Source organism: Streptomyces sp. DH41 (assembly GCF_029813785.1).
In the GTDB taxonomy this organism is placed as follows: domain Bacteria; phylum Actinomycetota; class Actinomycetes; order Streptomycetales; family Streptomycetaceae; genus Streptomyces.
Genome location: NZ_JARVKY010000015.1, coordinates 136,493 through 149,839 on the forward strand (window position 1 = coordinate 136,493; position 13,347 = coordinate 149,839).

The following is a 13,347-nucleotide window of genomic DNA, read 5'->3' on the forward strand; positions in this document are numbered from 1 at the left end:
CCCCGCACCTGAGCATCAGACCACAGCACGGTTTCGTACGCGTTGCGGGCGTCGGTCGCCTGCCGGTCCTCCCCGCAGCGTAGAGGCCGCGTGTTCGATCGGGCCATTCCTGAGGCCTGGCCGCGAAAGTTCCTGTGATCACCCTACGAATGAGCACTGCTCCGCCATTACGATCAGCGGACTCCATCGCCTCCCTTTTCCCAGAAGGGCACACCTCATGGGTTCCGCCAAGAAGAGCAGCAACACGGCGCGACAGACACGCATAGCCGAGATGCGGCGCGCCGAGGAGGCCCGCGACCGCCGGAACCGGATCCTCACGATCGCGGTCAGCACGGTGGTCGTCGCCGGTCTCGTCGTCGGCGGGGTCGTCCTCGTCCGGTCGCAGTCCGACGACTCCTCCTCCGACGCGGCGTCCGACGGCAAGACCTCCGGGAAGTTCGTCGCCGGCGAGGACGGGGTGCAGACCTGGAAGGGGACGCTCGGCCGCAACCACGTCACCAAGGAGGTGTCCTACCCGGCCGAGCCCCCGGTGGGCGGCGACCACGACCAGGTGTGGATGAACTGCGACGGCGACGTCTACACCGAGCCGCTGAAGAACGAGAACGCCGTGCACTCGCTGGAGCACGGCGCCGTCTGGGTGACGTACACCGACAAGGCGCCGAAGACCGAGGTGGACAAGCTGGCGGCGAAGGTGAAGAAGACGCCGTACTCGCTGATGAGCCCGGTCGACAAGCAGAAGGATCCGATCATGCTCACCGCCTGGGGCCACCAGCGCACGGTGACGGGCGCCGACGACCCGAACGTGGACAAGTTCTTCGAGAAGTTCGTCCAGGGCGAGCAGACCCCCGAGCCGGGTGCCGCCTGCACGAACGGCCTGTCCGAGTGACACCGAAACAGGCCGGCTGGATCACGGGGGCCGCCGCGGCGGCCCTCGTCGTGGCCGGCGGCATCACCTACGCCGTCGCCGGCGACGACGGCGCGGGCCGCGTGCCGTCCGCCGACTCGGCGGACGCCGGCTTCGCGCGGGACATGTCGGTGCACCACCAGCAGGCCGTGGAGATGTCGTACATCGTGCGCGACCGCACGAAGGACGAGGAGGTGCGGCGGCTCGCGTACGACATCGCGCAGACCCAGGCCAACCAGCGCGGCATGATGATCGGCTGGCTCGACCTGTGGGGGCTGCCGAAGGTGTCGTCCGACCCGCCGATGACCTGGATGGGCATGGGCGACATGCCGTCGGCGGGGGAGGGCTCGCTGATGCCGGGGATGGCCACCGACGCCGAGATGGAGAAGCTGGCGACGCTGGACGGGAAGCAGGCGGAGGTCTACTACCTCCAGCTCATGACCGAACACCACAAGGGCGGCGTCCACATGGCCGAGGGGTGCGCCGACCGGTGCACGGTCGGCGTGGAGAAGCGGCTGGCGCAGGGGATGGTGGAGTCGCAGGAGTCGGAGATCCGGCTGATGGCGGACCTGCTGGCCGAGCGGGGCGCGAAACCGGAGCAGTGAGGCGCCCCGGACGGGCCGACGCGAAGGCGGGCCCGCCTTCGAAGCGCCGGGCCCGCCCCCATGGCGCTGGGCCCGCCCTCATGGCGTCGGGCCCGCCCGACGACGCGGCCGGCTAGCGCTGTCGCTTGAGGTCCGCCAGCAGCTGGTGCAGCGGCTCCGTCTCGCGGCGCCGGTACTCCTGGACCGCCCAGCCGTTGCCGTCCGGGTCCTTGAAGTACATGAAGGTGGCGCCGTCGTCCGGCGCGTACCGCACCGGCTCGGAGACCTCCAGGCCGCGCCCCACCAGCTCCGCGTGGGCCGCCTTGATGTCGGTGACGCACAGCTGCAGACCCTGGTACGTGCCGGGGGCCGGCGTGGTCTGGCCCTGCGCCATGTCCCAGATGGCCTCGCCGAGGGCGATCGAGCAGCCCGAGCCCGGCGGCGTCAGCTGGACGATGCGCATCCCCGGCATGACCTCCTGGTCGATGTCGACGTGGAAGCCGACCTTGTCCCGGTAGAAGTCCCGGGCGCGGTCGATGTCGGTCACGGGCAGTGGGATCACTTCGAGCGTGAAGTCCATGGCATGGCTCCTTCGACGTCCTCGTCGAGCACGATGTCGGTAATCAGCGGTCCTGCGTCAGTAGTGGTCGTCAGTAGTGGTACCGCGCCTGGACGATGACCAGTTCGCCGTCGACCGGCTTGTACACCAGGCGGTGGGTGTCGTCGATGCGTCGTGACCAGTAGCCCGACAGGTCGCCCTTCAGCGGCTCAGGCTTGCCGATGCCCTTGAACGGGTCACGAGTGATGTCGGTGATCAGTTTGTTGATCCGCTTGGTCACCTTCCGGTCGCTCTCGGCCCAGTGGACGTAGTCCTCCCAGCCGTGCGTCGTGAAAGTGATCCTCACGGGCGCTCCGTGTCGGGGTCGATCAGCTCACGCCGGCGCGCACCGCCGGATTCGGCCTCGGCGATGGAGTCGAGCAGACGGCGGGCGTTCCTGGGGGAACGCAGGAGATGCACCGTCTCCGTCCAGGCCGTGAAGTCCTCCTCGGACATGAGCACGGCGTTTCCTTTGCGGGAGGTGATGTGCACCGGGGCGTGGTCCTCGTTGACCTGCTCTATCAGGGGGAACAGGTTCTGACGGGCTTCGCTGGCGGTAATGGACATACCGGTGCCTCCCTTCGCGGCTTGTACAAGATATCGTACGAGTACGGAGCGGTCCACCGGAGCGGTCGCCGACGACCGGTGCCGGTACTCCCCGACGCCCGCGCGCGCTTCCCCGGTTACGCTCAGGCCTACGACCGTGATCCGACGGAACGCCAGTGCGACAGGACGCGACAGGAGGCCGGGATGACGGCGCCGGGGCGCAGGAGCAGTACCTTCACGCGGCTGCTGCGGCACGGCTTCACCGACCCCTCGGCCGCCGAGCGGCTGCTGGACGGCGTGGAGCTGGCGGGGGTCCGCGACGACCCGGTCCTGCTGGAGGCCCTGGGCGCGACCGCCGACCCGGACCTCGCCCTGCACGGCCTGGTCCGGCTGCTGGAGGCGCAGCCCGCCCCCACCGCCCGGCGGGAGCTGCTGGACACCCTGATAGCCGCCAAGCCGCTGCGCGACCGTCTCCTCGGTGTGCTCGGCGCCTCCGAGGCGCTCGCCGACCACCTCGCCCGGCACGCCGGTGACTGGCAGGCCCTGGTCACCTACGAGCCGCGGGACCTGCACCGCGGGGTGGCGGAGTTCGAGGACGGCCTCGCCGAGGCCACCGACCCCGTCTCCCTGCGCGTCGCCTACCGGCGCTGCCTGCTGTCCATCGCCGCCCGCGACGTGTGCGGCACCATCGACGTCGCCGAGACCGCCGCCGAACTGGCCGACCTGGCCACCGCCACCCTGCGCGCCGCCCTCGCCCTCGCCGAGGCCGACGCGCCCGGGGACGCGGCGCTGTGCCGGCTCGCGGTGATCGCGATGGGCAAGTGCGGCGGACACGAGCTGAACTACGTCTCCGACGTCGACGTCATCTTCGTGGCCGAGCCCGCGGAGGGGGTGGACGACGAGGCCAGGGCCATGCGGGCCGCGACCGCGATCGCGTCGCACCTGATGCGGATCTGCTCCGAGACGACCGTCGAGGGCTCCATCTGGCCCGTCGACGCCAACCTCCGCCCCGAGGGACGCAACGGCCCGCTGGTGCGCACCCTCAGCAGCCACCTCGCCTACTACCAGCGCTGGGCCAAGACCTGGGAGTTCCAGGCGCTGCTCAAGGCCCGTCCGGTGGCCGGCGACCCCGTGCTCGGCGCCGAGTACGTCGCCGCCCTCCAGCCCCTGGTGTGGCAGGCCGCCGATCGCGAGAACTTCGTCCCGGACGTGCAGAAGATGCGCCGCCGGGTGGTGGAGACCATCCCCGTCGCCGAGGTCGACCGGCAGCTGAAACTGGGCCCGGGCGGGCTCAGGGACGTCGAGTTCGCCGTCCAGCTGCTCCAGCTGGTGCACGGGCGGTCCGACACGTCCCTGCACAGCGGTACGACGCTGGACGCGCTGGAGGCGCTCGCCGCGGGCGGGTACGTCGCCCGGTCCGACGCCGCCCAGCTCGACGAGGCGTACCGCTTCCTGCGCTCCATGGAGCACCGCATCCAGCTCCACCGGCTGCGGCGCACCCACCTCGTGCCCGAGGACGAGCCCGACCTGCGCCGTCTCGGCCGCTCCCTCGGCCTGCGCACCGACCCGGTCGTCGGGTTGCTGCGCGCGTGGAAACGGCACGCCTCCGTCGTACGCCGGCTGCACGAGAAGCTGTTCTACCGGCCGCTGCTGGACGCCGTCGCCCAGCTGGCGCCCGGCGAGGCCCGGCTGAGCGCCGAAGCGGCCCGGGAACGCATGGTCGCCCTCGGGTACGCCGACCCGGCCGCCGCGCTCAGGCACCTGGAGGCGCTCGCGTCCGGTGTCACCCGCAAGGCGGCCATCCAGCGCACCCTGCTGCCCGTGCTGCTCGGCTGGTTCGCCGACTCCGCCGACCCGGACGCGGGTCTGCTCAACTTCCGCAAGGTCTCCGACGCGCTCGGCAAGACACCCTGGTACCTGCGGCTGCTGCGGGACGAGGGCGCGGCGGCGGAGAACCTCGCCCGGGTGCTCTCCGCCGGGCGGCTCGCCCCCGACCTGCTGATGCGGGCGCCCGAGGCCGTCGCGCTGCTCGGGGACGGCAACGCCGGGGGGCTGGCGCCGCGCGGGCGGCTCCAGCTGGAGCAGGAGACCCTCGCCGCGGTGCGCCGTGCGGACGGCGCGGTGCAGGCGGTCACGGCGGTGCGCGGGGTACGGCGCCGGGAGCTGTTCCGTACGGCCGCCGCGGACATCGTCGGTTCCTACGGCACCGAGACACAGCCCGTCGAGGTCGACCAGGGTGCCCTGGTGGACCGGGTCGGCGCCGCCGTCTCCGACCTGACGGCGGCGACGCTGGCGGGGACCCTGCGGGCGGTCGTGCGGGAAGGCTGGGGCGACACGCTGCCGACCCGGTTCGCGATCATCGGCATGGGCCGCTTCGGCGGGCACGAGCTGGGGTACGGCTCGGACGCGGACGTGCTGTTCGTGCACGAGCCGCTGGACGGGGTCGACGAGCGGGAGGCGGCGGACGCGGCGGGCAAGGTCGTCGCCGAGATGCGCCGCCTGCTCCAGGTGCCGAGCGCCGACCCGCCCCTGCTCATCGACACCGACCTGCGGCCCGAGGGCAAGTCCGGGCCGCTGGTGCGGACGCTGAAGTCGTACGAGGCCTACTACCGGCGCTGGTCGCTGGTGTGGGAGCGGCACGCGCTGCTGCGGGCCGAGTTCGTCGGCGGTGACGCGGATCTGGGGCGGCGGTTCACCGAGCTGGCCGATCCGCTGCGGTACCCGGCGGACGGGCTCGGGGAGGACGCCGTACGGGAGATCCGGCGGCTCAAGGCCCGGATGGAGTCCGAGCGGCTGCCGCGCGGCGCCGACCCGAAGCTGCACGCCAAACTGGGCCCGGGCGGACTGTCCGACGTGGAGTGGACCGTGCAGCTGTTCCAGCTGCGGCACGGGTACACGGAGGCGGGGCTGCGGACCACCCGGACGCGCCAGGCCCTGTCCGCCGCCTGCGACGCCGGTCTCATCTCGGCGGAGCACGCCGGGACACTCGACGAGGCGTGGGTCCTGGCGACGCGCGTCCGCAACGCGGTGATGCTGGTGCGCGGCCGGGCCGCCGACACCTTCCCCACCGACCCCCGCGAACTGGCGGCGGTGGGCCGCTACCTCGGCCACGGCCCCGGGCACGCGGGCGACATGCTGGACGAGTACCGCCGCACGGCCCGCCGGGCCCGGACGGTGGTGGAGGAGCTGTTCTACGCCTAGGGCCTCAGTACTTCAGTACTTCGGCGCCCGGCGTGGAAACGGGTCGGCGGGAAACAGGTCGGCGGGAAACAGGTCGGCGGGAAGCGCTCAGACCCCGATCACCATGACCCGGCGCCCGCGTGTGTGACCGGCCTGGCTGTCGGTGTGCGCCGCCGCGGCCTCGGCCAGTGTGTACGACTTCTCGACCGGGATGTGGAGTTTGCCCCGCGAGATGAGGCCGGCGGCCTCGGCGAGCGCGTCCGGCACGCTCCCGGCCACTCCGGAGAAGCGGACGCCGAGGTCCGGCGCACCGAGGTCGGCGATGGAGATCACCTTCCGCGGGTCCCCGGTCAGTTCGACGAGCTCGCGGATCACGCCGGAGCCGGCCAGGTCGAGAGCCGCGTCGACACGGCCGAGCCGCCGCACCCGTTCGGTCCAGCCGTCGCCGTACGTCGTGGCGAGGGCGCCCAGGCTCCGCAGGTAGTCCTGGTTCGCGGCCCCGGCGGTGCCGATCACCGTGATGCCGCGCTCGCGGGCGATCTGCAGCACCGCCGAGCCGACGCCGCCGGACGCCCCGCTGACCAGCAGGGTCTGCCCGGGCCGCACACCGACCTCGCGGATGACGCGCAGCGCGGTCTCCACCACGGAGGGGTACCCGGCCGCCTCCTCGAACGTCAGTCCCTCGGGCATCCGGGCCCAGGCCCCCAGCACGGCGAACTCGGCATAGGTGCTCGAGCCCTCGCCGAACACGTGGTCACCGATCTCGACCCCTTCGACGCCCTCACCGACCTCGTCCACCACCCCGGAGGCGTCCAGCCCGACTCCGGCGGGCAGCTCGGTCGGATGGGCCCCCAGGACCTGCCCCTCCCGGACCCTCCAGTCGACGGGGTTCACCCCCGCCGCCCGCACGGCGACGCGTATCTGGCCGGGGCCCGCGTGGGGTTCCTCGGCGTCGACGATGCGCAGGACTTCCGGACCGCCGAACTCGGCGAAGCTCACTTTTCTCATGCGGCCGATCATAGCGCTAACGGTTAGTTTTAAACAACGGTTACGGTTTTGCATTTGGTAGTGTCAGGGCATGACCGTGCCGACCGGGCGCCGTGAGCGCAAGAAGGCCGCGACCCGCCAGAAGATCGCCGACACCGCCCTGCGGCTCTTCCTGGAACGCGGGTACGACGCGGTGGGGATCCGTGACGTGGCCGCCGAGGCCGACGTGGCCGTCACCACGCTCTTCTCCCACTTCGCCTCGAAGGAGGCCCTGGTCTTCGAGCAGGACGACGATTTCGAGCAGCGCCTCACACGGGCGGCCACCGGCCGGGCGCCGGACGAGCCGCTCGTCCCGGCGCTGCGCCGCGAGGTCCTGGCCCTGGTGCGGCACTGCACGGCGGACAGCGCCCTCCCGGTCCGGCGCATGGTCGAGGCGTCACCCGCCCTGCGGGACTACGAGGAGTCGATGAGGCTGCGCCACGCGGAGTCGCTGGCGACGGCCATCGCCGCCGATCCCGGCCGGTCGCGGAGCGCGACGGCCTGCCGGGCGATCGCGCGGTTCGCGGTCGACGCCTATTCACTGGCCCTCGGGGCGGCCGACCCGGACGCCGCGGTGGACGAGATCTTCCGGATGGTCGAGGCGGCCTGGGAGGTCGCCTAGGGCGCCTGGGCACTCCGGTGCCCGGGCCCTTCGCAGGGGCCTGACGGCCCGGGGCGGGTCGCTACCGCGGCCGGGTGGGCGGCCACGCCCTCCGCCGGGCCGCCACCGTCCGCGGCAGCGCGTGGGGCATGCGCCCGTACCAGGCGGTCGCCACCGCGTACCCGAACCCCAGGCACAGCACCCCGCCCACCGCGTCCAGCCAGAAGTGGTTGGCGGTGGCGACGATCACCACCAGGGTGAGCGCCGGGTACACCAGCCCCAGCACCCGCACCCACGGCACCGAGGCCAGCGCGAAGATCGTCAGCCCGCACCACACCGACCAGCCGATGTGCATCGACGGCATCGCCGCGTACTGGTTCGACATGTTCTTCAGGTCGCCGGACGCCATCGATCCCCACGTCTCGTGGACCATCACGGTGTCGATGAAGTTGCCGCCGTTCATCAGACGGGGCGGGGCGAGCGGATACAGGTAGTAGCCGACCAGGGCGACGCCCGTCGTCGCGAAGAGCACCAGCCTGGTCGCGGCGTACCGCCCGGGATGGCTGCGGTACAGCCACACCAGTACGCCCAGGGTCACCACGAAGTGCAGCGTGGCGTAGTAGTAGTTCATGCCGATGATGAGCCAAGTCACCGAGTTCACGGCATGGTTGACCGACTCCTCGACGGCGACACCGAGTTGCCGCTCGACGCGCCAGATCCAGTCGGCGTTGCGCAGCGCCTGCGTCCGCTGCTCCGGTACCGCGTTGCGGACGAGGGAGTACGTCCAGTAACTGATCGCGATCAGCAGGATCTCGAACCACAGGCGGGGCCGGCGCGGCGCGCGGAGACGGCGCAGGAGGCCTTGCCCCGTCTCCTCCGTGACGGGGTGCGGAACGGCCTCTTCCAGGCGTTCCGTGGTCCTCACGGTCGTGTCACCCATAGGCATGAAGTCTGCCAGAAAAGCCTTGTCCCACCGATCATCCCCCCGGAGGATCCGGGCCGCATCCGCTCACCCCGCAGGGCGAGGGGTCAGGAGCGGTTGCGCTCGCCCGGCGCCGACGCGGTGGAACCGCGTACGACCAGCTCCGGCATGAACACGAACTCGCTGTGCGGTGCGGGGGTCCCGCCGATCTCCTCCAGCAGGGTGCGCACCGCCGCCTGTCCCATCGCCGGGACCGGCTTGCGGACGGTCGTCAGCGGCGGGTCCGTGAAGGCGATCAGCGGCGAGTCGTCGAAGCCGACGACGGAGAAGTCCTTGGGCACGTCCAGACCGCGCTGCCGGGCCGCCCGTATCGCGCCCAGCGCCATCATGTCGCTGGCGCAGACCACCGCCGTGCAGTCCCGCTCCATGAGCGCGGTGGCCGCGGCCTGGCCGCCCTCCAGGGTGTAGAGGGAGTGCTGGACGAGATCCTTCTCCACGGTCTCGGCGTTCATGCCCAGTTGGTCGTGGACGGTGCGCACGAAGCCCTCGATCTTTCGCTGCACCGGCACGAACCGCTTCGGGCCGAGGGCCAGCCCGATGCGGGTGTGCCCGAGCGAGACGAGGTGCGTGACCGCGAGGCTCATCGCGGCGCGGTCGTCGGGGGAGATGAACGGCGCCTGCACCTTCGACGAGAAACCGTCGACGAGGACGAAGGGCACGCCCTGCGCGCGCAGCCGTTCGTAGCGCTGCATGTCGGCGGTGGTGTCGGCGTGCAGACCGGAGACGTAGATGATGCCGGCGACGCCGCGGTCGACCAGCATCTCCGTCAGCTCGTCCTCCGTGGAGCCGCCCGGGGTCTGGGTGGCGAGGACCGGTGTGTATCCCTGGCGGGTCAGTGCCTGGCCGATGACCTGGGCCAGGGCCGGGAATATGGGGTTCTCCAGCTCCGGCGTGATCAGGCCCACCAGGCCCTCGCTGCGCTGCCGCAGCCGCACGGGGCGCTCGTAGCCCAGCACGTCGAGAGCGGCGAGTACGGACTGGCGGGTGGTGGCGGCGACGCCCGGCTTGCCGTTGAGGACGCGGCTGACGGTCGCTTCGCTCACCCCCGCCTGGGCGGCGATGTCGGCAAGCCGTGTGGTCACAGGGGTGGACTGTACCTGTCGGCCGCCGCCTTGCACACCGATCGGGCGCCGTGGGCGGCCTGTTGAACGGCCCGTCGGACGGCCCGGCGCGGGCTGCTGCGTCATCGCGCTCCCTCAGGAAAAGTGGCGGCAAGAGCTTGCAGAGTCTTGCACAACCGGCCAGATGTCGCTGGATCCCCATGAACAAGCGTCTCGCGACGGTCGCCAGGAGGTCACGCCCGGATAACTTCGGAGACTTCTTGCACTTTTTTGCTGCAAGACCTTTCCGTCGAGGTTGCGGCGCTGTTACGTTCACGTCGCCCGACGGCGGCAAAGGCGCGGTCGGCAGTCGGCAGGAGCGGCGGACGAGCCCGCACCCTGCACCACACGGGCTTTCACCCTCAAGGAGAACTCATGCGGCGTGGCATAGCGGCCACCGCTCTGGTGGCGTCCCTCGCCCTCACGGCGACGGCGTGCGGCGGGGACGGCGACAGCGACAGCGAGTCGGGCGGACCGGTCACCATCACGTACTGGGACACCTCGAACGCGACCAACGAGGCGCCGACCTACAAGGCCCTGGCCAAGGAGTTCGAGGCCGCCAACAAGGGCATCAAGGTCAACTTCGTCAACGTCCCCTTCGACCAGGCGCAGAACAAGTTCGACACCGCCGCCGGTGCCTCGGGTGCCCCGGACGTGCTGCGCACGGACGTCGGCTGGACCCCCGCCTTCGCCAAGAAGGGGTTCTTCCTGCCGCTGGACGGCACCGAGGCCCTCGCCGACCAGGACAAGTTCCAGCCCAAGCTGATCGAGCAGGCGAAGTACGAGGGCAAGACCTACGGCGTCCCGCTGGTCACCGACACCCTCGCCTTCGTCTACAACAAGGAGATCTTCAAGAAGGCCGGCGTCGAGGCCCCCAAGACCTGGGACGACCTGAAGAAGGCCGCCGCCACCATCAAGGACAAGACCGGCGTCGACGGCTACTGGGCCTCCACGGCCGGTTACTACGCGCAGCCGTTCCTGTACGGCGAGGGCACCGACACGGTCGACGTCGAGGCCAAGAAGATCACCGTCAAGTCGCCCGACGCGAAGAAGGCGTACGGCACCTGGCTGAGCCTGTTCGACGGCAAGGGCCTGCACAAGGCCGACGTCACCGCCGACGCCTACGCCCACATCCAGGAGGCGTTCGTCAGCGGCAAGGTCGCCTCGATCATCCAGGGCCCGTGGGAGATCACCAACTTCTACAAGGGCTCCGCCTTCAAGGACAAGAACAACCTCGGCATCGCCACCGTCCCGGCCGGCTCCACCGGCACGGCGGGCGCCCCGACCGGCGGCCACAACCTCTCGGTGTACGCCGGCTCGGACAAGGCCCACCAGGAGGCGTCGCTGAAGTTCGTGAAGTTCATGACCTCGGCGAAGTCCCAGGAGACCGTCGCCCTGAAGAACTCCACGCTGCCCACCCGCGACGACGCCTACACCGACAAGGTCAAGGCCGACCCGGGCATCGCCGGCTACCAGACGGTCCTGCCCTCCGCCCAGCCGCGCCCGGCGCTGCCGGAGTACAGCTCCCTGCTGACCCCGCTCGACGACGAGCTGCCCCAGATCGCCGGCGGCAAGAAGTCCCTCGACGAGGGGCTGAGCGACGTCGAGACCGCGATCGCCAAGCTGGTGCCGGACTTCAGCAAGTAGGTCCGCGCGGCCGCCGGGTCCCCCGCGTGGGGGGAGGGGACCCGGCGGCCACCGGCCTGTGCGCGGCGCCCCTCGATCGTCCCGCTCGCCCAGTTCGCTCAGCTCGCCCCTCTCGTCCTGATGCTCCCGAAGGTGTCGAACCATGACAGTCGCCATCGACCGCGCGACCGGCAAGCGCCGCGGTGACCGCACCCCGCGGCCCGGCCTTGGCCGGCGTCTGAAAGACGGCTACCAGAAGCACTGGTACGCCTACGCCATGATCGCGCCGGTGGCCGTCGTGATCGGCGTCCTCGTGCTGTACCCGCTGGGGTACGGCCTCTACCTCACGCTCACCGACGCCAACAGCCTCAACACGGGGCGCACGATCGGCGTCAACGAGATCGAGGCCACCTACGAGTTCGTCGGCCTGGACAACTACGCCGACATCCTGTGGGGCCCGACCGCCTACGACCGCTTCTGGTCGCACTTCATCTGGACCATCGTGTGGACGGCGGTCTGCGTCGGCCTGCACTTCTTCATCGGCCTCGGCCTCGCCCTGCTCCTCAACCAGAAGCTGCGCGGCCGCACCTTCTACCGGCTGATCCTGGTCCTGCCGTGGGCCGTGCCCACCTTCGTCACCGTCTTCGGCTGGCGCTTCATGCTCGCCGACGCCGGCATCGTCAACTCGGCCCTGGACTGGCTGCACCTGCCGACCCCCGCGTGGCTCGAGGACACCTTCTGGCAGCGGTTCTCCGCGGTCATGGTCAACACCTGGTGCGGTGTGCCGTTCATGATGGTCTCCCTCCTCGGCGGCCTGCAGTCCATCGACAACACCCTCTACGAGGCCTCCGAGATGGACGGCGCGAACGCCTGGCAGCGGTTCCGCCACGTCACCCTCCCCGGTCTGCGGGCGGTCAGCTCCACGGTCGTCCTGCTCGGCATCATCTGGACGTTCAACCAGTTCGCCGTGATCTTTCTGCTGTTCGGCAACACCGCGCCCGAGGCGCAGATCCTCGTCACCTGGGCCTACCAGCTCGGTTTCGGACAGCAGCCGCGCGACTTCGCGCAGTCCGCGGCCTACGGCATCCTGCTGCTGGCCATCCTGATCGTCTTCACCTCCTTCTACCGCCGCTGGCTGAACCGCAATGAGCAGCAGCTCGCGAACTGAGGCAGGAGCCGCCATGAGTACAACAACCGCGCCCACCAAGGCCCCGGCGGAGCGGGCCGACGCGTCCACCGCGCCGCCGCGCCGGGTGCGCGGCCGCGGCGAACGCAGCCGCGCCGCGTCCCTCGCCTCCCACGGCGTCCTGTCCGTAGCGAGCCTCATCGCGCTCTTCCCGGTCGCCTGGCTGGTCTACCTGTCGCTCGGCCCGGACAAGAACGACTACCTGCACCCCGAGCGCATCTGGTCGAAGATGACCTTCGACAACTACGCGTTCGTTCTCCAGCACACACAGTTCTTCGACTGGCTGAAGAGTTCGCTGATCGTCTCGCTGGGCACCACGGTCATCGGCGTCATGGTCGCCGCCACCACCGGCTACGCGGTCTCGCGGATGCGCTTCCCGGGCTACAAGAAGCTCATGTGGGTCCTGCTGGTCACCCAGATGTTCCCCATCGCGGTGCTGATCGTGCCGATGTACCAGATCCTGTCCGAGCTCAAGCTCGTCGACAGCTATCTCGGCCTGGTCCTCGTCTACTGCTCGACCGCGGTGCCGTACTGCGCGTGGCTGCTCAAGGGCTACTTCGACACCATCCCGTTCGAGATCGACGAGGCCGGGCGCGTCGACGGGCTGTCTCCCTTCGGCACCTTCTTCCGGCTGATCCTTCCGCTCGCCCGGCCGGGCCTCGCGGTCGCCGGTTTCTACAGCTTCATCACCGCCTTCGGCGAGGTCGCCTTCGCCTCGACGTTCATGCTGACCGACACGAAGTACACCTTCGCGGTCGGTCTGCAGAGCTTCGTCAGTGAGCACGACGCGCAGCGCCATCTGATGGCCGCCACCGCCGTACTCGTCGCGATACCCGTCTCCGCCTTCTTCTACCTCGTGCAGAAGAACCTGGTGACCGGCCTGACCGCCGGTGGCACGAAGGGCTGACGCCCGACCCGGGAGAACGTCCGGCCGCGGTGCCCATCCGACCCCGCAGCACCGCGGCCGGCCACCTCTTCCCCCACCACCCATGCCTCCATGACCAGAACTCCGTT

The 13,347-nt window shown here is 70.6% G+C and carries 13 protein-coding genes; 7 read left to right on the plus strand and 6 right to left on the minus strand.

Annotated features, from left to right (window positions below; translation table 11 throughout):
* Positions 1 to 217 precede the first annotated feature (217 nt).
* Both QC283_RS23900 and QC283_RS23905 read left to right on the plus strand, forming a co-directional pair.
* The gene (locus QC283_RS23900) at positions 218 to 886 is read left to right on the plus strand and encodes a DUF3105 domain-containing protein (RefSeq protein ID WP_279563693.1); all 669 of its coding nucleotides are present in this window, start codon (positions 218 to 220) and stop codon (positions 884 to 886) included.
* The gene (locus tag QC283_RS23905) at positions 883 to 1,509 is read left to right on the plus strand and encodes a DUF305 domain-containing protein (RefSeq protein ID WP_279563694.1); all 627 of its coding nucleotides are present in this window, start codon (positions 883 to 885) and stop codon (positions 1,507 to 1,509) included. The genes QC283_RS23900 and QC283_RS23905 overlap by 4 nt, the downstream gene beginning before the upstream one ends.
* A 112-nt stretch (positions 1,510 to 1,621) precedes the next feature.
* Here the strand turns inward: QC283_RS23905 and QC283_RS23910 are convergent, their stop codons facing one another.
* The 3 genes from QC283_RS23910 to QC283_RS23920 form a co-directional block, all read right to left on the minus strand.
* A complete protein-coding gene (locus QC283_RS23910; RefSeq protein ID WP_279563695.1) occupies positions 1,622 to 2,068 on the minus strand; it encodes a VOC family protein in 447 nt (148 codons plus the stop codon).
* 70 nt (positions 2,069 to 2,138) lie between these two features.
* Complete coding sequence (locus QC283_RS23915) at positions 2,139 to 2,393, minus strand: Txe/YoeB family addiction module toxin (RefSeq protein ID WP_279563696.1); 255 nt, start codon at positions 2,391 to 2,393, stop codon at positions 2,139 to 2,141.
* Positions 2,390 to 2,653, minus strand: coding sequence for a type II toxin-antitoxin system Phd/YefM family antitoxin (locus tag QC283_RS23920; RefSeq protein ID WP_279563697.1), 264 nt, complete (start codon positions 2,651 to 2,653; stop codon positions 2,390 to 2,392). Before QC283_RS23920 ends, QC283_RS23915 begins: the two co-directional genes overlap by 4 nt.
* Before the next feature lie 183 nt (positions 2,654 to 2,836).
* Between QC283_RS23920 and QC283_RS23925 the strand changes: the two genes are divergently transcribed.
* Positions 2,837 to 5,833, plus strand: a complete 2,997-nt coding sequence (locus tag QC283_RS23925) for a bifunctional [glutamine synthetase] adenylyltransferase/[glutamine synthetase]-adenylyl-L-tyrosine phosphorylase (protein ID WP_279563698.1) — start codon at positions 2,837 to 2,839, stop codon at positions 5,831 to 5,833.
* A gap of 87 nt (positions 5,834 to 5,920) precedes the next feature.
* Here the strand turns inward: QC283_RS23925 and QC283_RS23930 are convergent, their stop codons facing one another.
* Positions 5,921 to 6,820, minus strand: coding sequence for an NADP-dependent oxidoreductase (locus QC283_RS23930; protein WP_279563699.1), 900 nt, complete (start codon positions 6,818 to 6,820; stop codon positions 5,921 to 5,923).
* A gap of 70 nt (positions 6,821 to 6,890) precedes the next feature.
* Between QC283_RS23930 and QC283_RS23935 the strand changes: the two genes are divergently transcribed.
* A complete protein-coding gene (locus QC283_RS23935) occupies positions 6,891 to 7,460 on the plus strand; it encodes a TetR/AcrR family transcriptional regulator (protein ID WP_279563700.1) in 570 nt (189 codons plus the stop codon).
* Between the two features lie 61 nt (positions 7,461 to 7,521).
* On the opposite strand, the gene QC283_RS23940 is transcribed toward QC283_RS23935, so the two are convergent.
* Together QC283_RS23940 and QC283_RS23945 are read right to left on the minus strand one after the other, a co-directional pair.
* Positions 7,522 to 8,385 (minus strand): phosphatase PAP2 family protein, encoded by an 864-nt coding sequence (locus tag QC283_RS23940; protein ID WP_443032677.1) that lies wholly within the window; start codon positions 8,383 to 8,385, stop codon positions 7,522 to 7,524.
* 83 nt (positions 8,386 to 8,468) lie between these two features.
* Positions 8,469 to 9,503: a LacI family DNA-binding transcriptional regulator gene (locus tag QC283_RS23945; protein ID WP_279563702.1), complete on the minus strand. Its 1,035-nt coding sequence runs from the start codon at positions 9,501 to 9,503 to the stop codon at positions 8,469 to 8,471.
* Between the two features lie 393 nt (positions 9,504 to 9,896).
* Between QC283_RS23945 and QC283_RS23950 the strand changes: the two genes are divergently transcribed.
* From QC283_RS23950 to QC283_RS23960, 3 genes are all read left to right on the plus strand, one after another.
* A complete protein-coding gene (locus QC283_RS23950) occupies positions 9,897 to 11,168 on the plus strand; it encodes an extracellular solute-binding protein (protein WP_279563703.1) in 1,272 nt (423 codons plus the stop codon).
* 142 nt (positions 11,169 to 11,310) lie between these two features.
* Complete coding sequence (locus QC283_RS23955; protein WP_279563704.1) at positions 11,311 to 12,315, plus strand: carbohydrate ABC transporter permease; 1,005 nt, start codon at positions 11,311 to 11,313, stop codon at positions 12,313 to 12,315.
* 13 nt (positions 12,316 to 12,328) lie between these two features.
* A complete protein-coding gene (locus QC283_RS23960; protein ID WP_279563705.1) occupies positions 12,329 to 13,240 on the plus strand; it encodes a sugar ABC transporter permease in 912 nt (303 codons plus the stop codon).
* Positions 13,241 to 13,347 lie beyond the last annotated feature (107 nt).